The organism is Atopobacter phocae ATCC BAA-285 (assembly GCF_000526675.1).
GTDB lineage: Bacteria > Bacillota > Bacilli > Lactobacillales > Aerococcaceae > Atopobacter > Atopobacter phocae.
In genome coordinates, this window is sequence record NZ_JAGN01000004.1 from 22,557 (window position 1) to 48,290 (window position 25,734).

Here is a 25,734-nt window from a genome sequence, read left to right on the forward strand (position 1 = left end):
TTACTTCTCGGATGAACTGGAGTTGATAGTCATAATATTTTGACCAGCTAACAGTTCCTCCGTCATTACTTTTTTTAGTTGTTCATCATCTTCTTTATTAAAACCAAGTACCCGATAACGGATGATTTCATATATCACGTCACGGTCTAACGCTTCTAATCCGTTGTTAATCGCTTCAGGGGTTACTTCTTCGTTCTCAAATAATCCTGCAACAAATTCAATTTGTAAACGTGCATATTCTTCTTCCGGCACATTTTCTTTGTATTTCTTCTCCAACTCTTTTTCTAAACGGATGTACTCTTGGCGTTTCCCAAAAGGAACAAAGTCTTGCGTAAAAGTTTTAAATTTATTATTAGGTTGTCTTAATTCTAATTTAAATGTGCGTTCCATTGATTCACTCCCTTTTCTTTTCAAAAAAAGAGCTAGCAATTAAGCTAGCCCTGTTTATTATTCTGCTAATGAAGATGCTGCTGAACCAAACAACTCTTTTTCAAGTGCTGTAAACGATTCGCTAGAATCTGCGATACCTACTGTTACTGATTTAGTTGTTCCTTCTACTTTCTTAGAAATAGGTGTTAAGACATACTCACCCGGCTCGGGCGTAAAATCTTCATCAGTTAAAGTTTCTGCTGAAAAACCATCACGTGACCATACGCCTGCATACAATCCAAAGCCTACTTTATTTCCGTGTAGGTCTTCACTTTCAACTAACACAGCGTAATAAGGAGGTTCTGTATCTTCACCAATATAATGTACGCCATTTGAACCTACTACGTGTCCTAACATCTCGTGTTCAATTTTTGATGGAACATCTAACAGGCCAAAGTTTGCTGCGATATTGCCGTGCCCTTTTCGTGATACGTAGTAGGCAATGTTTGATCCATAGATTTTGACAGGTTCGCGTGTCAATCCCGTTAAATCAAAAGAGGCTGTCGCCCCTTCTTTTTGTTTCCCTTCAATTGTCGTCACCGTTGCTTCTGATGCCGGTTGTAACTTATCATCTAATTTTAAAATTTTAATACGACTAAATCCGTATGTTTGCATTCTTTCATCTCCTTTTTAATAGTTGTTATCATAAAGTTTTGTTGTGGTTCGATAACGTCTAGCATCGACATATCTTTTTGTGCCCGAAAAATATTCATCTAAACCACCTGGCATTTGAAAAAAACGTAAGTTTCTCATCACTTGTTTAGCTGCCAATTGAATTTCCTTCACTTGTTGTCTTTTTGGGGCTTCCACGTTAATTTGATAGGTTAAACGTTGGGATAGTTCTTTGTCACTCCCGTAAGTGACACCTACAGGAACTCCTAAAGGTTCAATGATTATAAATGGCTTACTTGTATCCATTGTTTCAGGCGCTTCATAAAATTTAATGCGATTTTTTGTTACGAGGCTTTTAATCGTTTCATGTTTGATAAGTTCGTTATAAATAGTCATCATCATATCAGTCATTCAACCAACTCCTTTAGCCCCTCATGCATTTCTTTAATGGCGGTACTTTTTGATTCATCCGCTGCACGTTGAACAGCCCCCATACCTCTCGGGTTTTGCCGTTTGCCAAACCGGGTATAACCAAATTCGTTTAAATGAACTAATCGCCAACGACTTTTACTACCTTCCCAACCGACATCAATTCGTTTGATACCTTTTTTTGCACCTCTGACATTTGAACGGACCACCTCATCATAAGTTGCTCCTGTGTCTTGATAATAAGCCACGTGCTTTCTAGTGAGCTCTACCATTTTATCTCCTGTATCTCTTAGGGCTTTATTCTCAATACGTGATACTCGGTTTTTACCTAACTTCTTTTCGAGATTAGCTAGTACCTCGTCTACGCCTGTAACTTCAACTTTCAAGACATCGCCCCCAATACAATTTTTATGAATTTGTTATCTTCAAAATCGGGCGATACATCAAGTACTTCCCACACCTTGTCTTTTCCGTAACGGTAATCATCAACAATGACCTTATGCTTATTGTTTGGGATAAAATCAGTGTGAGGGTCTCTTATTTTAATCGTTAAACCCTCTTTTGTACCTTTAGCATTGATAATATTCATGTCTTTTGTACTGGGGCTATAAGCTAAAGCTAAGGCCTTAAAAACAAGGCGTTGTTTTTCTTCGTCAGGGTCTGGACCTTCACTAGGTTGATAGACATAAAAACTGACAGGAATTCTTAAATCGCCACGATTTATTGAAGGTTTTTTGTACTTTCTTCTATTCATCACTTTCACCTACCGAGTTCAGCAAGGATTGAGCTAAAATTTCCGCTTGAAAGTTTTCTTCAAAAAATTCCAAGTCCTCGTTATAGTCATAGCGCACTCGGTTATAAACCAATTCAAGATACACCGGATCGTTTGGTGGATCCGGCGAATGAATTAATTGTTGGATGCGGAGGAATGAACCTTTTAACATCCGCATTAAATCATCATCATCTGACGTGTTGAATATACGCAGGTATAATTTAATCGGCTCAAGATGTTCTTCCGCTAATTGTTCTGCTTCTTTTAAGTCCATGCCACCACCTCCTTTATTTCACCAACTCAAGCAATTCTGATTTCTTGGCTGAACTGCTATATGAGATGGAATGTTCATCTAAGTACGATTTGATTTGACTAACCGTCCACGTGCTGTCGGGTGTTCCACTAGCTTTTAAGGCTGTTCGCTCTAGTTCCGCCTCATCTAAGTGAGGCGATGTTATTCCCCCGATTGACCGTCGATTTTCAAAGTCCAAACCGCTGCTGCTTTGTCGTCTTTCGCTTTACCGTATCCAAATGATTTTGCGATATATAATGTTAAATCTTCAAGCGCTAGTGTTTCAGCATAGGTTTGAATATCAACTCCACCGGCTACACGTGCATCGTAACGGCCTTTAACAAATGAGATAACTTTACCCGCTGGAACAGCCAACGATTCGATAATGCTTAAGTTGTAAGGTAATGCTGTTATATACAATCCGTTAGCGTTTAAATGTGTGTATTGAGTACGAACGTCCCAAGCATCTGTTGGGTTAACAAGCAATGCAACTTTGCCTGCTACGTTTAAAGGTTTTCCATTTTCTTTAATCGAGTGGTGTTTATAAATTGCAGTGATTTCTTTTACTGTTGTTTTTGGATCAGCAAATGTTAATGTGCCTGTTGGTTCTTTTTCAGGATAAACACCACCTGAAATGGACACGTCTTGTTGTACTTGTCGGTTTAATCCAACCGGTTTGTCATTTCCGTCACCTGTTACAAAAGCTAATTCTAGTGCAGTTGCAAAAGCTTCCGTGATTTGTGTCATAACAAAACGTTTAATCCATGCTGGACCGTATTTTTCTGTATCTTTAGGAACCACAACAAAAGCTGTTAATTTGCTAGAAATTGTTTCTTCTTCGCTGAATGATGCCTCTAGTTGGCCTTTAATTTCACCAAAGATTTTACCCCAAACAGCTACGCCGCTTGTTTCTGAACGGATAAATTTAACACGTAAGCCGTTATTTTTAAGCCCAATTTCACTTAAAATAGGGTGTGCTGTCACCATATCTTCGAAGATTTCATCTACTGTTGTTTGTGGTAATAACTTAGGTTCTTTTAAGCTGTCTTTGTTAATTTCATTAAAAAATTTCACTTCTTCATTTGTAATTTGACGGTCTACACGTGAAGCAGCTGCAAATGAATCTAGGTCTTGTTTAAAATCTTGTTCCATTCCTGTTCGTAAAGCTTCCATCATTTCAGCGAAAGCTTGTTCTTTTTCTTCGTTAGTTGCTTCTTGGTTTTGCCCTAATGCAAAAAATGCTTCACGTTTCTCGTTATATACGTCTACATAGTTTTTATTTAATTTCATTACCATCTATTTGTCCTCCTTGTATTAAAAAAAGAGCTGATCGATAAACGATTGCTCTTGTTCTTCCGTTTTATTTTCTTGTTTGTTTTGTTTTAGCTGTCTGAGTTTGTTCATTGTTTCTTGGCTTAAAATTGGTGTACCTACACTTGCTAAGAGTGATATGTTTGCGTCGTTAGTAAATAGCACCTCATCCGCAAATCCTAATTCAACGGCTTGCTTCGCTGTAATCCACGTCTCCTCATCCATCCACTGAATAATCTCTTCGTGAGTTCGTCCAGTTTTTAACTGATAGGCGTTTGCTAAGGCATGATTAGCTTGTTTAAGCACCTGTGACGTATGATCCATTTCGTTATGGTCACCTGTCGCTTGTGTCCAAACATTGTGAATCATCAATTGTCCTGCTGGGCTCATTCTTACCGTGTCACCTGCCATGGCGATGACACTTGCTGCGCTACCAGCGGTTACAACATCAATCGTTACATTTCCTTCGTAAGCTTTTAAAGCCGTGTAGATTTCCACTCCAGCGTTCACTAGTCCGCCATATGAGTTAACTGTAATCTTGATATCGTCTCCGTCTAGTTCGTTGATGATATCTTTTGGTGCTGTGTGCTCAATTTCGAAATAGTCATAAACATCTTTGCTGTTGTTGTCAATGATTGTTCCTTTAATTGCTAGTTCCTTCATCGTTTGCTTCCTCACCACCTTTCAGTGTGTCATAGTTTTTGGTCAAGTAGTATCTGTTCATTGCTGGATCGTCAACCGCTTCAAATTCAAACAACGCACGCGTTTCATTTGGTGTTAATGTACCGCTTGAAATAATCTTGTCAATTTGAGTTGCTAATTTCAGTGGGTCACGTGGCAGCACGTTTTGAACTGTTAATGTTTTTCCTTTGTCATAATCGTTTTTATGAATGAAAGCTTTCGTTAATTCATCGGTCATTTTTTTAGTTAACGGTTTAATACACAATTCGCGATATGCATCTAAGTTATATTGCAAGTCTGCCATCTCGCCTTTAATTAAAGCGGGTGGCACTCCGATTGCTCTTGCAACATCACTCATTAGCGACACTTTCAAGCTGTCCAACTCGTCTAGCGACTGATTGGTTACTCCAGTTTTATTGGTAAACTCGTTGTACTCAAATCCGTTTAACTCTGGAACAACAGCAACGGAGCTTGTCCTAAACGACTTATATATTTTATTGATATAATCTTGAAGTTTTTCATTGATTGTTTTTCCGTTTTTGTCTTTTTCTCCACTTACGGTTCCTGTGTGATTCACTTTCACCGTTCCACGAATTTGGTTATTTCGCATGGAGACTTCTACTATGCGTCCAAACAATTCTGCATAATCATCAAACAGCCCTTTAGTGAATCGTTCCAAACTGTCGTTGTTATACCGTAGATAAATGACTTCTTTCATCTGAAACCGGCGATTAAATGTATAATCTTTAACCGTTACTTTTTCAAATGTATCTTCGTAAAGCGCCCACTCGGTTCGGACAAAATCATCTGCAATCAACAGCTGGTTATCCTGTGATAGCACCACAAGAACTTCGTTATCGTCGAGCAGTTTATAAAAGAATGCCTGCCAAAAATCTCCTGCTGACATATCCTTATTTGGTCTGACGTTAAGAATGTAATCCCAATTTTTATCAATTTTCCCGGTTTCATCGCGTATCTTAACCTGCATGGTTGACATCGTCCGACTGACAAAATCAATCACTGTATTTAATGCCATCACTTTTAAATAGATACGTTCTGATGTGCTGGTCATTAGTTCCCAATCCAACATTTCTCGAAGTGCTCGGTTTCGATTAAACACTTCGCCTAAACTTTCCATTAAACTCAATAATCATCCCCCCTTTCTAAAAGTCGATGCTTGCTAATAAATCCAAACCTTCGTTAATGTCCACTTGATCGTTTAATTCTTCTGCTCGATACAAAGCATGTAAGAAAGCATGGAATCCATCTGTTTTCCGTTTAACGATTTCTTTTTTCAAGAATTTTTTTCCGTCATTTGTTTCTTGCACATAAACATTATTGACGTACCAGCGCATCACCGGATTGTCACCAAAAATAAAGCGCCTATTTGCAAAACCGTCCTCGATTCTTGGCGCAAGTAATGGATGGATGCTAGTCGGTCGTCTGATTGCTTCCGCCTCAAACCCCTCTTTCTCTAATAGCGGTCTAAGTAAATCTAATTTAAAGTTATCCGCTACAATTTTATTCACTCCGTACCGTTCTCGCATTTCAATAAACCAATTGACGACGTGACGTGGGTCAAGTGAAGGTTCGTCAACCACTGTTAACAACCCTTGTTTTTCCCACTCTTTTATTGGAGCTTTCTTGTCACCACCAAGTGCATTAGCTGAATTAGAATAGCCATAATGCACGTCTGCAAACTGTTTGATTACAAAGGAGTGATTAATAAATCCATATTCTTCGCCTTTTTTAAACAACAGTCCGCAAGCTGTAAAATCTCGTGTTGAGCCAAAGTCTAGTCCACCAATTGGTGTTAGTCCGGTTAAGTCAAACATTGGACGATTCGTTGCCTTGATTTCTTCCACACTTGCTACCGCATGTGCACCGTCACCTTCTAAGAAATTCATACGCTTAGTTACAAATTCAGGTCGTCCGGACGGTTCGTCATTCAAATCTTGGTATTCGTCCACCATCGTATCGAGTAGACGTTCTGCACGCTCTCCGAGCGGTTTTTGTAATGAGGGGTTCGCCTTTTCCCAATTGTCGGGTTCGTCCATTTCTTTTATATCGTCAATCTCACAAATGAAAGGGAACAGACCGTTAAAAGGCACGTCACCGTTTAATATCCGTTCAGAACGTCCGTACATCATGTCAAAATAGCCTTCTCGTATAAATCCTTTTGTTCCAATAAAGAACTGTCTTGGATGAGGTTTTTTACCTAAACCACCAGTAAATACCTTAACCAATTTTGAATCCTCATATTCGTGAAACTCGTCAAAGATTAAACAACCTTCACGACCACCGTCCTTTGTTCGTGCGTTTGACGTGTGGTATAAAATCTTCGATTGAGTTTCTCTGCTAATAATCCGGCTTTTATACGGTTCAAACTCTCCTAGCGGTTCATCTTCAAATGTCGTGTCTCTTGTTCGAATCGCGCTCAAATTAGGGTCTTGAATGATTTTGTTATAGATTTCTTCAAAACTGACTTTGGCTTGGTGCTCCGAGTTGGCCACGATTGATACGTCATATTCAGGTATTCCGTGTAGTGAAGAAGTTAAAAAATGAGAAAGTGTAGATATAAAGCCGTTCTTTCCTGCTCCACGTCCCATAACCAAAATAAAAATACGAAATACAGGTGTGTTCTTCTTTTTGCTGTACAAAAAAACGAATGGGGCAATAAACTTCTCCCATTCGTCTAATTCAAAATAATTGTGTTCGCTGAATTGTATATAGTTATCAATCATCTGATCATTGAAATAATATAAATCATCCCGTGGTAATATATCTCGCTCTAACCACCCGATTAGTTGTTTTCTTTTATCGTTAAAGACTAACTGATTGTTTTTGAACTTTCGGATATATTCATCCACGTACTTATTACTTAACACTACCTACCGAGCAACCTTGCTTTAGGTGATTTCGTTTCTGATTTATTGGGTGGTAACAAATCGGTCAACTGTTTAATTACCTCTTTATAGGTTCGATCTCGGTTATCATAATTTTCTACAATCGGTCGTTTTCTATCATAAGGTTCCTGCTTATCACTCTGACGGAACTTTTCATACTCCCCATTTTCTAAAATGTCTTTCCAGTTATCATCTAGTAAGATACGAAGCCTTGCCGCTTGGACAATAAGCCCCTCTGCAAGCTTTTTATTTTTTTGGGGGATTTCATCGAGCAACTGGCTTAAACGCTCTGTTTCTTCTTCTACACGTTTCTCTGCTGCATTTATCCGGTCATTTAATAAATCTACCACGGTTAGATTAAGCACCTTAGCAATTCGGTCTAGGGCTTCTAAAGACGGTGATGACACACCGCGCTCAATGCTTGAAAAATAGCTATAACTCAACTTACTTTTTTTGGCAAATTCTTCTTGCGTTAAACCCATTTTCTTTCTGCTTTGTTTGATTTTGGTACCCATATGTTCAATGTTCATGTCATCACCTCTTTTCTTGTTGTGTATAGACAGGGGGAGGGAGTTAAGAAACACCTACGATTGCGGAATAAACCCCACCCACCGGTTCCCAAATTCGTTTTTTCAATGCGATTTTTTCGATGGGGGGTCTAAAATTTTTATCTTGTCTCCTCTATTTCGTCTTGTTTTACAAAATATCAAATTCATCATTCCAGCGTTGCTCCCTAGCCTTCGTTCGATAGTTGAAACGATTATGTCGCTTGTTGTGGCAGTCACGACACAGCGTGCGCAAGTTGTTAATATCTAACGCACATTCAGGATGTGTTTCTAGCTCTTTGATGTGGTCGACTTCTAGTATTATCTTTCGTCCATCTAAGTTGTAGGCTCCTGCTCTGCTTACTCGCCCTTCTGCTTTACACCACTGACACTCAAAGTTATCCAGCTCGATTCGTTCAGCTCTTAGCTTGCGCCATGTAGGTGAGTTATAAAAGCGAGCCCTTGCCTTTCTTGTTTCAACATCAATCTTTGTAAGCCTGTTGCAACTCATAGATGTATTGCTCCGTTAATGCTTGCTGCATTTTAAATAGACCTTCGATTGATAAATTTGAAACGTCTAATTTTAAACACTCTTTTAAGAACACCATATTATGTGGTGATTCAAGTGCTCGTTTCATCAAATAAAAATTAATCGCTGCAACTTCTGCCATGGTTACATCGTGTTTAATTAAATGGTTATATAAATCTTCTGTCAGTTGATCTAGCTCTTCATATCGCTTATTCACTTTTATCACCGCTTTCTAAAATATAAGTATAAAAATAGCACCTAACCTTATTGGTTAAGTGCTTGTGTTATTACTCTGTTTTTTTAGCAAATTTTTTCCTAAGTGCTATTCTTTCTTCTTCTGTCATTAAATTCTGATGTTTAATTTCGTATTTTTTATTTGAAAACAATTTAATTCCAATGCCGATAGTAAAAGATAGACTAAAAATAGCTAATATTATAAATACAATTAACAGTCCAATTAATATTTTTTCCATTTGTTATTATCCTTTCTAAAACAAAACCACCCCGACGAACGAGGTGGAAAATAAAAAAGGGAAACCTATGTTAGTTGTCTTAACCCAAACAAACTTAGAGGATGTTTTCTTACTTTCGTTACATCATAACTATATTACACTTTAAATATGTTTTTCTATGTCTTTTCATGTCTTTTCATGTCTTTTTTGTATACGTGTTTAAAATCCTGCATTGCTTTTCCATGTAGCTTCTGAGTATATCTCACATCATGATGAATGATATCTGCTATTTCTTGCCATGTTTGTCCACTTAAATAACGATAACTTAATATAATTTGAGATAGCTGGTCGTCTACTTGTTTAATCATTTGACTAAGTTCTACTTTGAAGTCGACTAACTTATCAACTCTTTCTTTAATTGATTCTTCTAACTCAAGTATTTTCAAATACTGATCATCAAATGGTTTAGTATTACTCTTTTGAACTCTTTCCTCAATGGCTGGACTAACTAAAAAACCTTCTCTTAATGATTGCTGCTCCGCCTTTAAAGATTTTATCTCTTCGTCAATCCATCGTCCACGCTTTAGAAAGTCATACGCTTCTTGTTTTACCAAATAGTCACCTCCTTATACAGTAATCTTGTTTGTTTTAACGTGACGGTATCCAATACGACCTGCCATGTTGTGCTTTATACGCCATTGATTGACTAGACCTTTTGTTTCAGCTTCGTAAATGATTTCGCCGTCGTTATTTATAAACACTGCCACATAGTTTTTAACTAACTTGTTGCCTTGTCTCTGAGAATTGATGTAATCTTGCTTGTATCCTTGATAAAAAGGCTTAGCTAAGCTTTTTTTAGTAATTGACGTTGCTTTTAGGTGTTGTTTCATTTGCCATCACCATCTAAAAGATTAGCAAAGATGCCCTCAAGTACATTCTCATCAGAACACTCTTCTTTTATTTTTTCAACTGCCATGTCAAGTTCTCCGACGTTTGCTATTATCGGCTCGATTGAAATTAACTTATCATGCTCACCTTTGTCTAAAAATGCGTTAACACTTACTGATTTCGCTTCGTCTGGCACGATTGCTAATACTATTTTCATGTTATTTATCCTCCAATAAATTTTTATCGCTTATCTTTATAAATATTAGTTACGTAATTAACATTTATTGCTCGTTCTCCTACATCTAAATCTTCAACAACCATAAAATTTGTACAATTTAGAGTTGCTAAATTCATTCTTCTAATTACATCGTCCATATCCTCTTTCGTTTCTATATAATCTATGTTATTCCATTCATCAAAATAACCAATATTTAAACAAATAACTGTTATTTCATCTTTCATTATTTTCACCTCCAAAATTTTATTGATTATACTATTTATTTTATTTATCATAATTACACTTCCAACGCTTTATCTAATTGATCTGGTCTAAACCCATTTATAGCTATCTTTTCTCCATTCCGCTCAATCAACACAACTTCTCTGCAAATATAGTCCCACTCTCTATCTTTTATGTCAGTTTCTTCCAAATATTCCTTAGTTGCTTCTTCGTCAATCTCCCAACCCCTTTTTTTAATAAGCGTTGTCGTACATTCGCTTATAACTTCATCAAAGTAAGGAGATTCAATATCTATTGTCTTTTCTAGCAAATCATAGCTATTAAATTTATATAAGTATGCAAAGTCTGAATCGATATCTATATAATCTTTTGATTCTTGTAACTTTTGCAAAGTGTTATTAAAAACATCTAAAGCCTGTTTGTATTCGCTTGATATATATTGTGTGTGACCTTCGTTATCCGTTGCATAGTACAAAATCATTATTACCCCTCCAATACCTCATCTAATTCATCTGGTCTAAACCCATTTATAGCTATCTTTTCTCCGTTCCGCTCAATCAATGTGACTGGCACTGTTTGATAGCCCATATCTTTAACCTCTTGCATGTATAAGCTGTTCGCATTCACATCTTTAACCCAAAAATTTTTACCTTTTTCGCGCAAATGCTTTTTGACAAACTCGCACTGCATGCAGTTGTCTTTTGTGTAGATTGTTATCATTGTGTGACCTCCTCTTCTTCATCAAAATAATCCCAAGCATCATCAATTAATCTAGTTACAGTTTCTTTTATCTTTTTAAACTCTTGTTCTGATTCATTTCCTGTTAACATAAAATACAAACAATATTTAATCGCTGTTTCTTTATCCATTTACAACCTCCATTCTCAATTCAGTTATTTCCAAAACGGAAAACGTTGCTCTGTTTTATTTGACGTTGCTTAGTAACTCATCAATGTTGTAAGGTTCGTCATCTTCCCACTTAATGAATTTGAATTTTTCGATTTCGTTAAAATTAACACTTAAATCTCCATCGTTGCTCCACACCGTGTCAAGTTTTTCAGGCTCCTCTTTATAAGCATACAAATAACCATTTTTATCCCTAGCTATCCAATTACACCCTTCTAATTTTGCAAACTTCAGATAAATAATTTCATCATCAGTTAATTTAATATCTTTTCGTTGTTCAATTGGCGTTTTAGCGTATTTGACTGCTAAATCAAATAAGCCATCTTCGGCATCATAAAACCACACATCCATTTTATATTTACTTTCTTTTGAAGTTTGTAAAATAATCTCACCTTCAAGTGTAACTACATAAGAGTGTTCTGTTTCTCCAAGACTATACCCCAACTCTTTCACACGTTTTATAAATTCACTTGTTTTCATATTCTTCCTCCGTTATCGGGTTTGGAATTTCTATAAAAAATTTCATATTCTCGTTCCATTCTGTGTCCAAAGGACTGCCTACATACATCGGTTCTTGAGCTGCTTTGTTACTATCCCACCAAAGGCAGCAACCATAATCTTCATGCCACGCTTCGATTGGTCTGAGCGTTAACATATCTTCTAAAGCACCTAATCTATTAGTTGATTTTAAATGTGCAAAAAACACATCATAATCTCGATACATACCAATTAAATTATCAGTACCATGATCTTTTAACAGATAACCACCTCCCACACTAGGTGTTGTTAAACGTTCTGTTGTGTATTTCATGTTCTAACCCCTTTCGTTTATAGGTGTTCTCGCATACTCTTTCACCAACTCTGATACTTCTCGAGTAAACTGTATACTTTCAAAGCTTCCCGCCTTTAAATCGATGACTACATTTTTAGGTATAACAATAGCAGTTTCCCCTAATGTTTTAGGTTTTATTTCAAATTTCGTATCATATTCAAAGCATTTATACCCTAGTTTTTTTACTCGCTTTTTTAATTCACTCGTTTTCATTTTCTTTCTCCCCATACCATTTCGCAAACTCCGCAGGATCACTGATCAAATCGTCTAGAACGGTAAATCATCATCTGATATGTCGATATCGTTACTAGGAAAGCTATTATTTAATTCTTGTTGTTTAAAGCTTGATACTGGATTGTTATTAGACTGATTGTCTTGTCGTGATTCTAAGAAAACTAATCGATTGACAAGCACTTCAGTCACATAAACTTTTTGTCCTTGTTGATTTTCATAGTTTCTCGTCTGAATGCTACCCTCAATACCTATCAAAGACCCTTTTTTAAGATGTTCTGCCATAATTTCAGCCGTCTTTTTCCAAGCTACGCAGTTAATAAAATCAGCTTGTGTATTTCCGTTATCATCTTTGTATGTGCGGTTAACTGCTAAGTTAAAGTTAGTGAGCGCAATTCCGCTTTGAGTGTGCTTTAATTCAATATCTCTTGTTAATCGTCCGGTTAAACTTACGTTGTTTATCATTTGCCATTCTCCTCTTTGTGTTTGTATGATTTAATTTTGATATCAATACATCCTTTATCACCGTAATATTTATAAGCCATTAACTTTACGATTTGAGCATCATCATGCCAAAAGATACCATTCATTCCATCCAAAACACCTTTGATATAATTATCTAGATCCGGTTTCTTAATCGGCAACAGTTGCTTTAAAAGTGCCTGTGTCTTTTGTTTAATCGTCATGCTTTTGAGTAATGGCTTGTAAAATGTCAATTCAATTTCTATCGGTCCGTCGATAGCTTCAAGGTTATTGCGTTGTTTTTCTTTCAGGAAAAACGTTTTAATTTGCCGTTTAAACGCTTTTGATTTAGGTGGGTCATAAGTATGCCCTTGTCGTGTAAAACGCGGTCTCCCTTGAGCTACTGGCTCAATATCAATAGACAATTCAATCACGACTTCACCACCCACTGATAAGTTTTAAATTCATCATGTGGCATCATGACATCATCAACTGCCACTTCAAAATAATCACAAATTGCGTACAACGTCATGAACGAATGACCTTCTAACTTCATCGTCAAGAACTGCTTCATACGTTTTTGAGATGCACCTTCTATTAATCGTCCTAAATCACTCATACGAACGTTATGCTCTTTCATCAGCCATTTGACATTGAGTAATATATTATTTAAGAATTCTCTTTCAGCTTCATTAGTCATTTCAATCATTGTTTTTTATTCTCCGTTTCTTTCGAACCACACCGCCAATAAGATTTTCTAATTCTTTTTTTGTCACTGAATTATCTTTTTCTTTGACAGTATCTTGTTTCTCTTTCTTTGCCCATTCAGGCAATTGTTCTTCGCGTACCGGTTTCTTGTATTGTTTATTTTTAAAAGCTACTTGTTCAGCTTTCACTTGTTCCAATGTTTTAATGCCACGATCAGTCCAACTTTCCAAAATAGCATGGGCATAGTTAAACCGCTTTTGTCTTTCACGAGCGATCTTCATCGCTTGAATGACCATTTCAGGTGTAAATCTTGTCAAATGGTCTGTAATTTGCTCGATGATATAAGGGCTTAACACACCAAACTCTTGTTGATAAAAGTCCAATGGATTGACTGCTGCTTGCGTCTTTTGAGCATCATTTTCGTTCGTGGACTGATTTTGTCCATGCTCAAACAAGCCCTCGCGCGGTATGCTGTTTTCTTTACTTTTCTTTACTTTACTTTCCTTTACTTTACTTTGTTCATTACTGTATACATTAACTGGGTTATTGTTAACATTAACTCCGTTGTCGTCAGTTTCTGTTACAATTTTCAAGTTATTGTATTCGTTTAATTCTTTAAGTAAAATAAATTCTTGATAGACCGTTACTTCTTTTCTTCTTCTGACTGCTTCTAAGAATCGGCTTTGAATACCTGAAGAAGTTAGAATCCGATGCGCTTTAAACATCTCTTGATCAAATAAATGTACTTGCACTGCTTTCTTTACAATCTCCGATACGCTCGCTTCATTAACCCCAACTGTGTCAGCAATTAAGAAACAAATATCATCATCCCACCGCATGTAATACCCTTCATCTCTGTAGATATTACCGAGCAGGTCGATTAGTACCGCAATTGAATTCGCTCCGCATGCACGTAATATTTTTCTGATTTTAATATCCTCTAAAAAGTAACAATCCATTGAATAATAATCTAATCCTTGCTTTAAAGGTCTGGCCACTATCTCACCGCCTTTACTGGCGCTATATCCACTGGAACGCCGGTTACTGCTTGTATACGTTGTTTGAAATAATTGGCATCACTATTTGCATCACTTAAGTGAATTAACATAATTTGCTCTAAACGACTTTTGTCTAACCCTTTAAAAAACTCTTCTACATTTTCTAATTCAAAATGACTTTTTAACAATCGACGATAACGATTAGGGTCTATTTCCTGATTAATAAATCGCTCGTTTAATCGGTCAAATGAATAGTTGCATTCTACTAAAGCATGGGTAACACCCTTAAATTGATACTTCACGTAATAGGTGTCAGTCACAAATAACACTTTCTTATCGCTTGGCGTTTGTATTAAATAACCGACTGGCTCCTTAGCATCATGTTGTACATCAAACGGTAAAACGAACCATTTTCCTACATGAAAAGGAACTTTACTTTTAACGGTTTGAACTCGATGTTTAGGCAAATCTAACGCTTTTGCCGTTCCTTTGCTGCAATAAATATCCATCGCACCTCGTTTAATAAAATCATGTGCGAATTTTCCATGATCTGCATGCTCATGTGTGATTAACAGACCGTCCACTTGCTTATAATCAACGGTTATCTTCTTAGGTGAAATTCCGGCTTCTAATAACAAGCTATGGCCACCGTCTTTTATTAGGTAGCCATTGCCTGCTGAACTTGAACCAAATACTATCGTTTCCATAATTAGAATTTCGGTGTTTCAATCAATTCGATTTGTTCACCGGTTTCTCCTTTTGAAACAGTTTTTTCTGTTACTTCTACTTCATCTAATTCTTCAATTTCTGCGTCTATAATTTCACCTGTTTCAGTGTCAATATCAGTCGATGGTAGATCTATCACTTCTTGGTTACTGTAACGTGTCACATCTTTACGCATTGACTGAACAGCGTCATCTGTCGCTTCAGTAAACACTCGTTGTAAATAAGCACTTTCAAAGTTCTTTGGATATTTCTTAACAATGTTATTGCGCATTTTCCGTACAATCATGGCTTCAGAAGATTGTGGCTCTTTCCATGCTGAACTGATATATGGTGTGATGTTATCATCAGCTAATACATCGTCTAAATCTTTTTCGTTTAATTGATCCAATATTTCTTTTTTCTTTTCATCAATCTTTTTCTTTTGACTATCTGTGGCCTTATAACGACTTTCCGCAATACCAAATGTTTCGTTCATCAAATTATTGCGAATGTGAGCCTTTAGGTTGTTAATGACATCTGAACGTTCTGCAATGACGTACTCTGTTTCCCCTGTCGTTTTAGTGATTGGATAAACCACACGTACTACTTTTCCTTTTCCGGTTGGATACCATTCAGGCGGTTTAACTTCTAAACCAACATAACTTGGATATTTGAATTCATCGTTTTCTCGTACTTCCCAAAATTTATGAACAGTATCTACATCTCGACCAAATCGAGCAAGTAATGCATCATTGCCATCACCTTCTACATTGGCTTCAATCATTGACACCCAACCTTCACCAACTCGTTTGTTTCGTGTGATGTAATAAATTTCTCGTGGTTTAGCCGCTGGATTAAGTTGTAGCGCAGCAGTTGTAATCAATGACTCTGTTAACGAGCGCTGATCCACGTCTTTGAATGACTTACCTTTTTCGTCTAATAAATTATTGATGGCCACAACTGCACCCATTACACATTGTTTTTGATATTCCGTCATTTGAATTTCATTGGTTTCAAGTACTCCGGTTATCATTGGCATATAGGTATTTGTCACTTTAACTAAAGCTGTTTCGTATGTTTCTGTCATTTTATTGTCCCTCCACTTTTAATTGGCTATCTTTACTTACGGTTAAGGTAATTAATTGTGTATCAATCGGTATAAATTCGTTCACACTTTCTGCGTTATCAACAAATATCGGCACGAATAGTTTGTAATGACGCATAAGCGTATTGATAATATCTAACCCTGCGTTAATGCGCGCTGCATTATTTAATCCTGTGCTATAATTTGCACCTTTAACAATTGGCTCGCACACTTCTACCAACCCACCATTAATTGCCGTATCAAATAATTTGAATTGAACATAACTAAAATGTTGGTTAATTGTATCGGTTAGTAAGTTAACTTTTGTTCGGATAAATTCTTCTAATAAGTAATAACGTTGTTCTAATTCACCGTATTGCAGCGACAACTGTTTTTCTTCATCGATTAATTCATTCATTCGTTCTTTTTGTTTGTCATACAATACAAATTGATATAACTTATCTTTTATTTGTGATAGTTCAGTGTTTAAATTAACCATTTCTTGTTTTACCGCTTGTATAGATTCTTCTGTATGATTGGTGGCCAAATCAATTTGCTGATTGATTTGTTTAATCGATGTATGAATTTCAATAGCTTCTTCCGTTACATCAAATGGAATGATTGCCTCTTTTTCTTTCGATTGTTTACTTCTCAAATGATTGATTTGGTCTTCCGTTTTTTTCAATAAAGTAGATAAACGATCGATATTATCATCTTTTTCAATTACTTCATTACTCTTATTTACGTTAATTTCTTCTAATTCCTTGATTTCTTTTTTTATTTGAATGCCTTGTTTATTAATCGTTGCTAGGCGTTCGGCTTTCTTTTGATTAAATGTCTCAACTTCTTTTTCATACGCTTGTCTTAGAGTGAATACCTTTTCTTCTGGATAATCTTGACCACACACTGGACAAGTTGTTTGATGTTCATCAAACGCTGGTATTTGTTTATCTTTCGTTTTATAAAAATCTTCTAACAACTTTTCTCTTTGTTCATTTAAACTGTTGATTTGTTTAGCGTTAATCTTTATTTCGCGAATTAATGCTTCGCGATTTATTTTAGAATCTACTAAATCTCTCTTAATCTCATTAAAGTCAGAACTCACTTCATTCAGTAAGGTATTTAATTGTTCATAACTTTTAGTCGTTTCTTCGCGATATTGTTGTTTCGCTTCAAGATAAGTTAGTTCCAATTGTCTTTTCTCTTGTTTTAACTTTTCTTCCTGTGATCCATTTTTTAAATCAGCCACTTCACTTTGTTTATCGTTTAATTGCTGCTCTAACGTTTCTAATTGGTTGTTTAATGCTTTTTTATCTAGTTGACTAATATCAGGTAAACTTCTGTCTACTTCATCAATTCTTGCTGGTAACCCTTTAATTTGTTGATTGATTTTCTTCTGACTTTGTTTCGTTAATTCGATTAAATCATCGGCAGTTCTCTCTTTTAGTAAGTCTGATAGTGGTCTTAATTCATCATTATGATTTAAGATATCTTCATCACTTATTTCTCCTACCATGTCAATCAAGGCTTTTCGTCTTTCTTTCCAATTCATCGTTTCAGCAAAGTACGTCACACTGGTTAGCATGCGAAACATTTTTTCATCAATCAACGAGGAGAGATAAGATTTATAATCACGTTGTGTAACTTCCAATCCGTCAATCGAGTAAGTAGTGGTGTGTCCGTCAAATTCGCTAGTGATTGATCCACGCTTTTTGGTCCAACGTTCTTTTGTCACACGTTCCAATGTTTTAATCGCTCCGTCAACGTCTAACTCAAGTTCAACACCTGTTTCTAAATGGTGAATTTCGTTATTGTCTTTATCCAGCGGTTTCCAATCAAATTGCGTCTTATCGGTGCTGTCTTTACCAAATAAACACCAGATAAACGCATCATACAAACTCGTTTTTCCTGTTCCGTTATCACCATACACACTCACATCTTGACCGTTTGGAACAAACGTGAATTGCTTTATGCCTTTAAAGTTTCGAATATTCATTTTATTTAATTTGATTTTCATGATATAATCTCCTTAGATATGTTTTGTGTTTTGCCTTTCAGACGGCCATCTGAGAGGCTTTTTTGTTGCTCGTAAGTTTTTAACTCCATTTCTAAAACGTCTAAATAGTGTCTATCTCCTGTTTCGATGTAATAACGTACTAAATCGTCAATCCGCTGCTTCATTTTGCTTTCAATCCCAAAGCGAATCCACCGACAAATATCATGATTTGCAAAGCAATAAACATTGTGGACATCATCATCCAACTGATTGGATTGTCGAGTGTGTAAAACACTTTAGCCACTTGTCCAGCTACAAATAGCAATAGTAATATTTGTAGGGTGATGGACACAAACGGCTTAATATTTAACTTCTTGTACATCTTTTTCTCCTTTTTGTGTTGGCGCACATTTTTATATTTTGTTTCTTTCTAAATACTTTTCTAAATACTCAATAACTTCTTTTCGTTTGTAAAAAATGCTCTGACCTTCCGGATACTGTGGCAATCCCATCAAGACTAACTGTCTAATTCTTTGGTCACTCGTTTTAAACTCTTTTTTTACTTGATTTTGAGTCAAAAAAGGATTTTTAAAGTCTTGTAATTGACTCATTAAGTCTTGCGTTTGTTTAATTAAATGATTGAATGTGTTCTCCTTTAATATGTGATACGTGACGTTATTAGCGTCTTTAATTGTTAAACGCTCTAAATCGTCCACGTTGATTGTGAGTTGCATGTTAATCATCCTTTCCAAATGCGTTTCTTAATTCATTAATATCAATTCCAAGTGCATCAGCTAATTTGAATCCCGTTTCTAATGAGGGGTTTTTATTAACTCCTTTTGCGTATTTATAAACATCTTGATTTGCAACGTTTGCTTTTTTAGCTAAAGCGTAAAGAGACATTCCCGACTCATTTACTAACCTTTTAAATTTGTTCATAATACCCTCCCAACACTATATATGGTGTTAATCATTCTATTTATCAACTATATGATGTATTTAAACTTGAATATTAATCTTAATTGAGCTATACTTCTAATAGCATATCGACCCATACCAACTGAGCGATGTGACTACAACGAAAGGCGGTGACAGTATGGGTAAAAATCAACACGTGACACCTCATCCAACGGGTAATTGGCAAGTAATTGGAGCGGGTAATAAAAAACCTACAAAGTTATTTCCTACTCAAAAAGAAGCAGAAGATTTTGCTCGAGGTATTGCTCGCAATCAAAGGGCAGAGTTAGTAACTCATGGACGTAATGGAAGAATCCGGTCTAAAGATTCTTATGGAAACGATCCTTGCCCTCCAAGAGATAAAGAACATTAAATAAAAAAGAAAGAGGTTGATATATATTAATTCTGCAAAATTAATATTCAGTGATAACAGCACACTTGTATTAACTGTTAATAGCAATATTTTTGGGTTACGTTTTTTAAAAAACGATGCTGATTACGGTAGCAAAAAAGAAACTTTTAAAATGCAACATATGTTTCCACTTTCTGCTTCTGAATATCCGTTGTTAAAGTTAGATATTCATAAAGATGCGGGTATATTACCTTCTATTACTGAATTGCTTGAAAATTACCCATACTTTTATATAGAAGAAGAAAAACATGTTGTTTACTCTTCTAAAGCTGTTATTAGAATCGAATTGATTGACTAACAGATAAATCAACTATTTTGTCGTAAACAGCTGAATCAATCGATTGGCCGAGTTCTCCGTAAGAGAAAGATAAACGAGAGGACTTGGCTTTTTTTAATGCTTCTTTAAATGTTTGAGATTCATTCAAAAAACCGTCTGTTCTTTGTTCGATTAACTTGTCAATTTCTTTCATAAATTCTTGATTTGTCATATTAAGTTCTCCTTATTTTTGGTTTAAATTTCACTTCAATTTTTCGTTTATAACTTTCTCTTCCTATTATTACGCCAATATACAGTAGGAAGAGATTTTTACTTATATTCTTCATGTGAGTGTTCCTTTCTGATTTATTCATTGTCATTCACTTTCCTGTGATATAATCACCTTAAAGGAGGTGAAAATATATGGAAGTCACTCAAGTTATCTGTATTAATGACGGGTCTGAAATTTTAATTGACGGGTTCGATAAAATTTCTTTTTCAAACAATGCCTTTGAAAAACGATTAACAAACAGTGGATACACTTGGCAAAAAACTTACCCGGAAATTTTAAATGAAATGGTTGAAAACAAATTCATTATCATCGAACGAAATGATGAAAAAGACGAGTTAACCTACCGTAACCACCCGTTTGTTTACAGAAACGAAATTAATGAACAGAACAAACCCTTGATATTAACGACAAACTCAATAACAACTATCATAAATATTTAGATTTTATTGTTGGCGTGTTGCTTTTCCGATGCAATATGCCAACTTCTTTCTAAAAATGTTTTCTCTGCTTCTTTTAAAACTTCAATCACTTCTAAAGCTGATAAATTATGATGAACTAATAAACTAACAATTCCCGATGCGATTTTTAACTTCTGCTTAGCGTTCATTTTCTTCACCCTCTCACCCTTTCTAATTAAACAATCTCATGTTTTCGTACCGTGAAGTCAGTTGGTAAAAAAATATCATCAACTGATTTCCCAAAGTGTTCAGCTAACAAAAACATTTCATTTTGCTTGAATTGTGATTTACCCAATTCCTTATTTCTATATCCAGATTCACTAATTTGCAATAAGTTCGCTAAGTCACCTTGGGTCTCTTTGTTATTTCTTCTTAATTTGATTAGATTCCACTGCAAGATATCACCTCCCCTTAAGCTCTATCTATATATTACACGGTACGTGAATATATGTCAACATTTAATTTCACTTTTCGTGAATTATTTATTGGAAACAACATTTTTCTATGATATTATATAAATAGATTAAAACTTGAAAGGGGTGAGATTATGAAAAATATAGAAAGAGAATTAGCTGTTTATTCGGGTAATATAATTAGAAAATATAGGAAAGAACTCAATATGACTCAACAGGAATTAGGGGAAAAAGTTGGAGTAAGCAACTCTGCAATAGCAAATTATGAAAAAGGGTTTAGAGCACCATTACAGGATACTCTTTTTAAACTAGCTGATGTTTTTAACGTCTCAATAAATGAGTTTTTTCCAAACACAGAAAAGAATAACGAATTAGACATAATGTACATATACAACCAACTTGAACAAACACGTCAAGAAACAGTTTATAATTTCGCTGAACACCAACTTGAACAGCAACAACTTGAAGAAACTAAAGGAATATACGTTGTTGGGCAAACCGCTGCAGGTATTCCAATCGAGGGAGAACAACCGATACCGCTTTTAGGTGCCGTTACAGTCAATTTACTTGTCAATGGCGATAGCATGGAACCAGTTTTCTATGATGGAGATATTGTGGAATACAAACCGCAACCTACTTTGGAAAATGGAGAAATAGGCGTTTTTGCAGTAAATGGTGGTATTACACTGAAGAAGTTTAGAATTAATGGCGATGTCCGTTTACAATCGTTAAATAATAAATACGAAGATCTTATTATCAAAGAATCAGACGATTTTAACATTTTAGGGAAAGTGATTTTATAATTTGGGATTGGAGATAGTTGAAATGAACTTTGACTTGAAAGCTTTCATTGAAAATGCAATTAAAATAACACATGATAAATTGAAAAAAGACAATTCTTTAAAGAGTGACTATAAAAATAAACAAAATCAAATTGAAGTTAGGCGTACCAGATCAAGAATCGCTTATAATTATATTAAAGTAAATAAATTCAAAAATAATATAACAGTAATTGACTTTGAAACTACTGGTTTGAGTCCAATAAATGATGAGATTATTCAAATTGGAGCTATCAAATACCAAGATGGTATCATTGTTGATACTTTCGATAGGCTAGTTAAACCATCTGGAAATGTTAGCCCTAAAATCGAAAAATTAACTGGAATTACTAATAAAATGTTAGAAAGCGCTCTACCAATTTCAGATCATCTTGAAGATTTATATTCATTCATTCAAGGCGAAACATTAGTAGCACACAACGCTGATTTTGACATGAAATTTTTACTTGAAAATTTTGAAAACTATCAAATTAAACATGAAAACTTTGAAGTTATTGATACCTTAATATTGGCAAGAAAATTAATTCATGATACAAAAAATCATAAGTTAACCACTTTAAAAGAATATTTAAACATAGAAGCTCAATCACACAATGCATTAGAAGATTGTAGAGTTACTGGAGATCTATATTATTATCTAAAAAAAATTGAGGATAATAAACCAGGTAATTACGATGGCGAGCATTATACACATTATGTAGAAACCATTAAAGAAATGAAAAGAAATAAAGAAAACAAAAACGCTATCGATTTATTATTGAATTTAGTTGATGCTGTAGAAGCTGAATCTCGTTTTGAACAAACTGGCCCTGCACCATGGTATTATGAACAACTGGCTATTTTGTACAGAAAAGAAAAAGATAAGCGAAGTGAAATTAAAATTTTAGAAAGATATTTTTCTTTTTGTGAGATATATGGAGGCCCAAACGGAGTAACACACGAAAAATTAATTGAACGATATAGCAAATTAATTGGATAAAGTCACACTTTCTCATCCGCCAAGATAGTTAAATGATCACGACGAAAATGGGGAACGGTTATATCCAGATTTTTATGCGGATGAAAAAGACGATTTATATATAATAGGAAAAGTTATGATTTAAGGAGGATAAATAATGGATAACTATGTACACTATAAACCTGATTTTTTTCAGAAGTATTTTTTAGTATACGATGAAGAAACATATCAGATTGTTTCTAGTCAAAAAGAAGTTGCTAAACAACTACAATCAAAATTAAATAAAAAATTTTTTAAAACAAAATCAGTGAAAGAACAATTAAGTTTGATAGAAAGAGATTTACTAGCAATGGAAGAATCTCTATCACAGTATGAATCTGATATAAAAAGAAGTGAATACCTTGAACAATTTATTGTTTATAAAAAATCGTTCTACGTTAAAGGTACAACCTTTAGTGAACACTTTAATGAAGTTGTTAAAAAGATTATTGAAGAGACTAGCTTTAGCGCATTTGAAGGCATGACTAATAAAGAGATTGAAGAAGACGGTGGGAAAATATATAAACACACTGGATATACAAGAAAATTCCGTTTAGAAAGTGAGCCGGACAACCCACATGATAAAAATGCTATCGCAGTTTTTATTGACAATATGCACGTTGGTTACGTTCCGAAAGAGATAGCTAAAGAAATCCAGCATTTACTAAATGAAAGATACGAATTATCAGGAATAACTGAACTCGTCGGCGGTCCTTATAAAGAGTATGATTACAGTAAGGACAAAGTTGTTACCACTAAAAATAACTACGGTTTAAAAATGGATATCGCAATAAGAGACACTTTTAAAAACGTAGACGGAAAAGAAGAATTATTAAATCTATATAACGAGATTGAAAAAGGTTATAAACAAGGTCATTTTAGTAAAGAATTCTATGAAAAAATGATGAAACAAAAGAACGAATTAATTTAAAGGTGTACTGATTGAGACATTCTAATTGAAATAAACTTTTAAATAATAACGAAGCAAACCACGTTTTCACTTCACTACAGTCATTTATTTTGAAGTATATGCTGTTTTACTTCAAAAGAAAACCAACTATTGTGAATTTCCCAATAGTTAAAACAAAAACCCTACTCTCTCAATCGGGGCGTCAATTTTGTTGGTATGTTAATGAATAATTATATGATGAATAAGTAAAAATGTATAAAGCAAAGGAGGAATTATAATGAACGAATTATCAAGCAAACTAACTTGGACGTTTTTAGAAGAAATAGAAACACCAAAAATCATTAAGGATTTATTATTAGAAGATGAACTTGTTGTTTCATCATACAAAACTTTACGCGATACGGCATCGTTTACCAATAAAAGAATTATCGTAATAGATTCTCAAGGTATAACTGGAAAGAAAAAAGAAATATACAGTCTTCCATACCAATCAGTAAACATGTGGTCAACTGAAAATGCTGGAACCTTAGATCTTAATTCTGAAGTTGAACTTTGGACAAGAGCTGGGAACATAAAAATAAAGCTTGGTAGACAAGTTGATGTGAGACAATTTGAAGGTATTTTAGCTAGAGCTTGTTTATAATTAGAACGAAATTTGATAATTTGATAAGGAGGTGTTTAGGTGAGAAGAACATTACTCTATTACGATTTAATTTTAAAAGAGTCAAATCAAATGAAGCTATTTGGTGAGGGAAAAAATTTAACAAATTCAGTGAAAAGATTTATAAACGATGAAATAGCAATGAAATCAGAGCGTCGATATGTTGATAAATCAACAATGTCTATTTTTGAAATTTTAAACATCAGTGAAAATCATATTTTTGTTAGTTACGGTCGTCTAGAAAGACCAGGTGATACTGCATTCACTAGGTCAAGAAACTCTAAAGACTTTGACGTAGGGATTTCATCAGATTGGGTTGAAAGGTACACATATTTTTATCTCGATATCGAGAATAATCGCATGACCGTATTAAATAATTCGAATGTAACAGGGTTTGCAAGAAATTGCGCTACATTCCTAAATGCTCATTTTCGTCTGAGTTCTGCGTACGATGATGTACAAGTTGTAATTCATTTGGATGAAAAGATTGAAGAAAAAATAAACAAAAATCAGAGTATTACAAAAATAAAAGTCACATATTCTTCAGATAAGTTATATACTAATAGATTTTTAAGCAGAAAAAAACTAGAACACATAAGGCAAGATGATTTAAGAAGCGCTACCGTTGAGCTTAAATTCAAGCCTAATGCTCCAGTTAATTATAAAGATATTGTATTTAATGAAAATAATACAATAGAAGACTATGAGAGCTTATCGATTTCGACTGAAGAAGAAACTTATAACATTATCGAAAAAAGCATAGCTAAAAAAATAGATATAACACTTTCTTCAGATGATATTAGAAACGCTAACATTATAGAAGACACATTAAAAAAACACTTGCAAGACTATTAACTTTTTATTCGCCAGGATCTGACATAACAAACAAAGTAACATTATAAAAATAATAAATCAGAATAAATGTTTCTGTGATTGCAATTAGTAGTAAATACAGTCGTTGAATGGAATCCAGATTTGTAATAGATAAAACAATTAATAATAACGAACTCAATATTCCTATTACTAAAGTTCTGGAAATTATTTTATCATAGCCATAATGTTTCATTAGCTTTCGCGATTGATTGTCAGGTAATGTAACATACAGTCCTAAAATAGTAAATAATGTTCCAAACAAAATTGACGATATTTCAAGAGTATGCTTATCAACTAATTCCAAATTAAATAGATTTATTTCTAATAATTTAGTTGCCGTAAAATAAAGAGAGATAACAATGGTGGGCAAAATTAAATAGATATACAAATTAAAGTGTTCATATATTTCTTCTCTTAAAGCACTAAAAGAATCCATTG

48 protein-coding genes are annotated in these 25,734 nt (G+C 34.7%); 8 read left to right on the plus strand and 40 right to left on the minus strand.

Annotated elements, in window-relative coordinates; genetic code table 11:
- The 36 genes from gpG to L866_RS0101470 form a co-directional block, all read right to left on the minus strand.
- The gene (gene gpG, locus L866_RS0101305) at positions 1-390 is read right to left on the minus strand and encodes a phage tail assembly chaperone G (protein ID WP_025728393.1); all 390 of its coding nucleotides are present in this window, start codon (positions 388-390) and stop codon (positions 1-3) included.
- Between the two features lie 57 nt (positions 391-447).
- Positions 448-1,044, minus strand: coding sequence for a major tail protein (locus L866_RS0101310; protein WP_025728395.1), 597 nt, complete (start codon positions 1,042-1,044; stop codon positions 448-450).
- Positions 1,045-1,059: 15 nt separating this feature from the next.
- Entirely contained in the window at positions 1,060-1,452 is a 393-nt protein-coding gene (locus tag L866_RS0101315) for a hypothetical protein (RefSeq protein WP_025728396.1), read from the minus strand.
- The gene (locus L866_RS0101320) at positions 1,449-1,856 is read right to left on the minus strand and encodes an HK97-gp10 family putative phage morphogenesis protein (RefSeq protein WP_025728398.1); all 408 of its coding nucleotides are present in this window, start codon (positions 1,854-1,856) and stop codon (positions 1,449-1,451) included. Before L866_RS0101320 ends, L866_RS0101315 begins: the two co-directional genes overlap by 4 nt.
- Positions 1,853-2,224, minus strand: coding sequence for a hypothetical protein (locus L866_RS0101325; protein WP_025728400.1), 372 nt, complete (start codon positions 2,222-2,224; stop codon positions 1,853-1,855). The genes L866_RS0101320 and L866_RS0101325 overlap by 4 nt, the downstream gene beginning before the upstream one ends.
- Entirely contained in the window at positions 2,217-2,516 is a 300-nt protein-coding gene (locus tag L866_RS0101330; protein WP_025728402.1) for a hypothetical protein, read from the minus strand. Before L866_RS0101330 ends, L866_RS0101325 begins: the two co-directional genes overlap by 8 nt.
- Before the next feature lie 13 nt (positions 2,517-2,529).
- Positions 2,530-2,733 carry a HeH/LEM domain-containing protein gene (locus L866_RS09195; RefSeq protein ID WP_084030236.1) on the minus strand — a complete coding sequence of 68 codons (204 nt, stop codon included), beginning with the start codon at positions 2,731-2,733 and terminating at the stop codon, positions 2,530-2,532.
- Positions 2,697-3,830, minus strand: coding sequence for a phage major capsid protein (locus L866_RS0101335; protein ID WP_025728404.1), 1,134 nt, complete (start codon positions 3,828-3,830; stop codon positions 2,697-2,699). The genes L866_RS09195 and L866_RS0101335 overlap by 37 nt, the downstream gene beginning before the upstream one ends.
- Before the next feature lie 18 nt (positions 3,831-3,848).
- Entirely contained in the window at positions 3,849-4,508 is a 660-nt protein-coding gene (locus L866_RS0101340; protein WP_025728406.1) for a head maturation protease, ClpP-related, read from the minus strand.
- Positions 4,489-5,673 carry a phage portal protein gene (locus tag L866_RS0101345; RefSeq protein WP_025728408.1) on the minus strand — a complete coding sequence of 395 codons (1,185 nt, stop codon included), beginning with the start codon at positions 5,671-5,673 and terminating at the stop codon, positions 4,489-4,491. Before L866_RS0101345 ends, L866_RS0101340 begins: the two co-directional genes overlap by 20 nt.
- A gap of 16 nt (positions 5,674-5,689) precedes the next feature.
- The gene (locus L866_RS0101350) at positions 5,690-7,414 is read right to left on the minus strand and encodes a terminase TerL endonuclease subunit (RefSeq protein WP_025728409.1); all 1,725 of its coding nucleotides are present in this window, start codon (positions 7,412-7,414) and stop codon (positions 5,690-5,692) included.
- Positions 7,414-7,962: a helix-turn-helix domain-containing protein gene (locus L866_RS09200; RefSeq protein ID WP_025728411.1), complete on the minus strand. Its 549-nt coding sequence runs from the start codon at positions 7,960-7,962 to the stop codon at positions 7,414-7,416. The genes L866_RS0101350 and L866_RS09200 overlap by 1 nt, the downstream gene beginning before the upstream one ends.
- Before the next feature lie 166 nt (positions 7,963-8,128).
- Positions 8,129-8,488: an HNH endonuclease gene (locus tag L866_RS09205; RefSeq protein ID WP_035445856.1), complete on the minus strand. Its 360-nt coding sequence runs from the start codon at positions 8,486-8,488 to the stop codon at positions 8,129-8,131.
- Positions 8,460-8,723 (minus strand): hypothetical protein, encoded by a 264-nt coding sequence (locus L866_RS0101360; protein ID WP_051452833.1) that lies wholly within the window; start codon positions 8,721-8,723, stop codon positions 8,460-8,462. Before L866_RS0101360 ends, L866_RS09205 begins: the two co-directional genes overlap by 29 nt.
- Before the next feature lie 70 nt (positions 8,724-8,793).
- Entirely contained in the window at positions 8,794-8,979 is a 186-nt protein-coding gene (locus L866_RS0101365) for a hypothetical protein (RefSeq protein ID WP_025728415.1), read from the minus strand.
- Positions 8,980-9,134: 155 nt separating this feature from the next.
- Positions 9,135-9,572: a DUF1492 domain-containing protein gene (locus tag L866_RS0101370; RefSeq protein WP_025728417.1), complete on the minus strand. Its 438-nt coding sequence runs from the start codon at positions 9,570-9,572 to the stop codon at positions 9,135-9,137.
- A gap of 12 nt (positions 9,573-9,584) precedes the next feature.
- On the minus strand, positions 9,585-9,848 hold the full coding sequence (locus L866_RS0101375; protein WP_025728419.1) for a hypothetical protein: 264 nt from the start codon (positions 9,846-9,848) through the stop codon (positions 9,585-9,587).
- Positions 9,845-10,063, minus strand: coding sequence for a hypothetical protein (locus L866_RS0101380; protein ID WP_025728421.1), 219 nt, complete (start codon positions 10,061-10,063; stop codon positions 9,845-9,847). Before L866_RS0101380 ends, L866_RS0101375 begins: the two co-directional genes overlap by 4 nt.
- Positions 10,064-10,086: 23 nt before the next feature.
- Complete coding sequence (locus L866_RS0101385) at positions 10,087-10,308, minus strand: hypothetical protein (RefSeq protein ID WP_156919494.1); 222 nt, start codon at positions 10,306-10,308, stop codon at positions 10,087-10,089.
- 53 nt (positions 10,309-10,361) lie between these two features.
- Positions 10,362-10,787 (minus strand): hypothetical protein, encoded by a 426-nt coding sequence (locus L866_RS0101390; RefSeq protein WP_025728425.1) that lies wholly within the window; start codon positions 10,785-10,787, stop codon positions 10,362-10,364.
- A 2-nt stretch (positions 10,788-10,789) separates the two neighbouring features.
- A complete protein-coding gene (locus tag L866_RS0101395) occupies positions 10,790-11,026 on the minus strand; it encodes a glutaredoxin family protein (RefSeq protein WP_025728427.1) in 237 nt (78 codons plus the stop codon).
- Positions 11,023-11,175, minus strand: a complete 153-nt coding sequence (locus L866_RS09435) for a hypothetical protein (RefSeq protein WP_156919495.1) — start codon at positions 11,173-11,175, stop codon at positions 11,023-11,025. The genes L866_RS0101395 and L866_RS09435 overlap by 4 nt, the downstream gene beginning before the upstream one ends.
- A 55-nt stretch (positions 11,176-11,230) precedes the next feature.
- The gene (locus tag L866_RS08960; RefSeq protein WP_025728429.1) at positions 11,231-11,692 is read right to left on the minus strand and encodes a hypothetical protein; all 462 of its coding nucleotides are present in this window, start codon (positions 11,690-11,692) and stop codon (positions 11,231-11,233) included.
- Positions 11,679-12,023, minus strand: coding sequence for a hypothetical protein (locus tag L866_RS0101410; protein ID WP_025728431.1), 345 nt, complete (start codon positions 12,021-12,023; stop codon positions 11,679-11,681). Before L866_RS0101410 ends, L866_RS08960 begins: the two co-directional genes overlap by 14 nt.
- A gap of 3 nt (positions 12,024-12,026) precedes the next feature.
- The gene (locus L866_RS0101415; protein ID WP_025728433.1) at positions 12,027-12,257 is read right to left on the minus strand and encodes a hypothetical protein; all 231 of its coding nucleotides are present in this window, start codon (positions 12,255-12,257) and stop codon (positions 12,027-12,029) included.
- Between the two features lie 54 nt (positions 12,258-12,311).
- Entirely contained in the window at positions 12,312-12,740 is a 429-nt protein-coding gene (locus tag L866_RS0101420; RefSeq protein ID WP_025728435.1) for a single-stranded DNA-binding protein, read from the minus strand.
- Positions 12,737-13,171 carry a RusA family crossover junction endodeoxyribonuclease gene (locus L866_RS0101425; RefSeq protein ID WP_025728437.1) on the minus strand — a complete coding sequence of 145 codons (435 nt, stop codon included), beginning with the start codon at positions 13,169-13,171 and terminating at the stop codon, positions 12,737-12,739. Before L866_RS0101425 ends, L866_RS0101420 begins: the two co-directional genes overlap by 4 nt.
- On the minus strand, positions 13,168-13,446 hold the full coding sequence (locus L866_RS0101430; protein WP_025728439.1) for a helix-turn-helix domain-containing protein: 279 nt from the start codon (positions 13,444-13,446) through the stop codon (positions 13,168-13,170). The genes L866_RS0101425 and L866_RS0101430 overlap by 4 nt, the downstream gene beginning before the upstream one ends.
- Positions 13,439-14,443: a Lin1244/Lin1753 domain-containing protein gene (locus tag L866_RS08965; protein ID WP_025728441.1), complete on the minus strand. Its 1,005-nt coding sequence runs from the start codon at positions 14,441-14,443 to the stop codon at positions 13,439-13,441. The genes L866_RS0101430 and L866_RS08965 overlap by 8 nt, the downstream gene beginning before the upstream one ends.
- The gene (locus L866_RS0101440) at positions 14,443-15,150 is read right to left on the minus strand and encodes an MBL fold metallo-hydrolase (RefSeq protein ID WP_035445860.1); all 708 of its coding nucleotides are present in this window, start codon (positions 15,148-15,150) and stop codon (positions 14,443-14,445) included. Before L866_RS0101440 ends, L866_RS08965 begins: the two co-directional genes overlap by 1 nt.
- A gap of 2 nt (positions 15,151-15,152) precedes the next feature.
- On the minus strand, positions 15,153-16,235 hold the full coding sequence (locus L866_RS0101445) for a hypothetical protein (protein ID WP_025728445.1): 1,083 nt from the start codon (positions 16,233-16,235) through the stop codon (positions 15,153-15,155).
- A 1-nt stretch (position 16,236) separates the two neighbouring features.
- Positions 16,237-18,249, minus strand: a complete 2,013-nt coding sequence (locus L866_RS0101450) for an AAA family ATPase (RefSeq protein WP_025728447.1) — start codon at positions 18,247-18,249, stop codon at positions 16,237-16,239.
- Positions 18,246-18,413, minus strand: coding sequence for a hypothetical protein (locus L866_RS09440; protein ID WP_156919496.1), 168 nt, complete (start codon positions 18,411-18,413; stop codon positions 18,246-18,248). The genes L866_RS0101450 and L866_RS09440 overlap by 4 nt, the downstream gene beginning before the upstream one ends.
- On the minus strand, positions 18,410-18,610 hold the full coding sequence (locus L866_RS0101460) for a hypothetical protein (RefSeq protein ID WP_025728449.1): 201 nt from the start codon (positions 18,608-18,610) through the stop codon (positions 18,410-18,412). Before L866_RS0101460 ends, L866_RS09440 begins: the two co-directional genes overlap by 4 nt.
- Before the next feature lie 31 nt (positions 18,611-18,641).
- Complete coding sequence (locus tag L866_RS0101465; protein ID WP_025728452.1) at positions 18,642-18,962, minus strand: hypothetical protein; 321 nt, start codon at positions 18,960-18,962, stop codon at positions 18,642-18,644.
- Between the two features lies 1 nt (position 18,963).
- Positions 18,964-19,167 (minus strand): helix-turn-helix transcriptional regulator, encoded by a 204-nt coding sequence (locus L866_RS0101470; protein WP_025728454.1) that lies wholly within the window; start codon positions 19,165-19,167, stop codon positions 18,964-18,966.
- Positions 19,168-19,324: 157 nt separating this feature from the next.
- Here L866_RS0101470 and L866_RS0101475 point away from each other — a divergent pair, with 157 nt between their 5' ends.
- Together L866_RS0101475 and L866_RS0101480 are read left to right on the plus strand one after the other, a co-directional pair.
- Positions 19,325-19,558 carry a DUF2188 domain-containing protein gene (locus L866_RS0101475; protein WP_025728456.1) on the plus strand — a complete coding sequence of 78 codons (234 nt, stop codon included), beginning with the start codon at positions 19,325-19,327 and terminating at the stop codon, positions 19,556-19,558.
- A 16-nt stretch (positions 19,559-19,574) separates the two neighbouring features.
- Positions 19,575-19,895, plus strand: a complete 321-nt coding sequence (locus tag L866_RS0101480; protein WP_025728458.1) for a hypothetical protein — start codon at positions 19,575-19,577, stop codon at positions 19,893-19,895.
- On the opposite strand, the gene L866_RS0101485 is transcribed toward L866_RS0101480, so the two are convergent.
- Positions 19,873-20,085 carry a hypothetical protein gene (locus L866_RS0101485; protein ID WP_025728460.1) on the minus strand — a complete coding sequence of 71 codons (213 nt, stop codon included), beginning with the start codon at positions 20,083-20,085 and terminating at the stop codon, positions 19,873-19,875. The two genes, L866_RS0101480 and L866_RS0101485, sit on opposite strands and share 23 nt — an antisense overlap.
- 191 nt (positions 20,086-20,276) lie before the next feature.
- Here L866_RS0101485 and L866_RS0101490 point away from each other — a divergent pair, with 191 nt between their 5' ends.
- Complete coding sequence (locus tag L866_RS0101490) at positions 20,277-20,585, plus strand: hypothetical protein (protein WP_025728462.1); 309 nt, start codon at positions 20,277-20,279, stop codon at positions 20,583-20,585.
- Here L866_RS0101490 and L866_RS09545 read toward each other — a convergent pair.
- Complete coding sequence (locus L866_RS09545; RefSeq protein ID WP_169729061.1) at positions 20,582-20,752, minus strand: hypothetical protein; 171 nt, start codon at positions 20,750-20,752, stop codon at positions 20,582-20,584. The two genes, L866_RS0101490 and L866_RS09545, sit on opposite strands and share 4 nt — an antisense overlap.
- A gap of 26 nt (positions 20,753-20,778) precedes the next feature.
- A complete protein-coding gene (locus L866_RS0101500) occupies positions 20,779-21,000 on the minus strand; it encodes a helix-turn-helix transcriptional regulator (RefSeq protein ID WP_025728464.1) in 222 nt (73 codons plus the stop codon).
- A gap of 150 nt (positions 21,001-21,150) precedes the next feature.
- On the opposite strand from L866_RS0101500, the gene L866_RS0101505 reads away from it, so the two are divergent.
- The 5 genes from L866_RS0101505 (at position 21,151) to L866_RS0101525 (ending at position 25,278) form a co-directional block, all read left to right on the plus strand.
- Positions 21,151-21,819, plus strand: a complete 669-nt coding sequence (locus L866_RS0101505) for an XRE family transcriptional regulator (RefSeq protein WP_025728466.1) — start codon at positions 21,151-21,153, stop codon at positions 21,817-21,819.
- 22 nt (positions 21,820-21,841) lie between these two features.
- Positions 21,842-22,834 (plus strand): 3'-5' exonuclease, encoded by a 993-nt coding sequence (locus L866_RS08970; RefSeq protein ID WP_025728468.1) that lies wholly within the window; start codon positions 21,842-21,844, stop codon positions 22,832-22,834.
- A gap of 136 nt (positions 22,835-22,970) precedes the next feature.
- The gene (locus tag L866_RS08975) at positions 22,971-23,783 is read left to right on the plus strand and encodes an HIRAN domain-containing protein (protein ID WP_025728471.1); all 813 of its coding nucleotides are present in this window, start codon (positions 22,971-22,973) and stop codon (positions 23,781-23,783) included.
- Positions 23,784-24,039: 256 nt separating this feature from the next.
- Positions 24,040-24,405 (plus strand): PH domain-containing protein, encoded by a 366-nt coding sequence (locus tag L866_RS0101520; protein ID WP_025728473.1) that lies wholly within the window; start codon positions 24,040-24,042, stop codon positions 24,403-24,405.
- Between the two features lie 39 nt (positions 24,406-24,444).
- Positions 24,445-25,278 (plus strand): hypothetical protein, encoded by an 834-nt coding sequence (locus tag L866_RS0101525; RefSeq protein WP_025728475.1) that lies wholly within the window; start codon positions 24,445-24,447, stop codon positions 25,276-25,278.
- Positions 25,279-25,282: 4 nt separating this feature from the next.
- On the opposite strand, the gene L866_RS0101530 is transcribed toward L866_RS0101525, so the two are convergent.
- On the minus strand, positions 25,283-25,732 hold the full coding sequence (locus tag L866_RS0101530; protein WP_025728477.1) for a hypothetical protein: 450 nt from the start codon (positions 25,730-25,732) through the stop codon (positions 25,283-25,285).
- Positions 25,733-25,734: the final 2 nt, after the last annotated feature.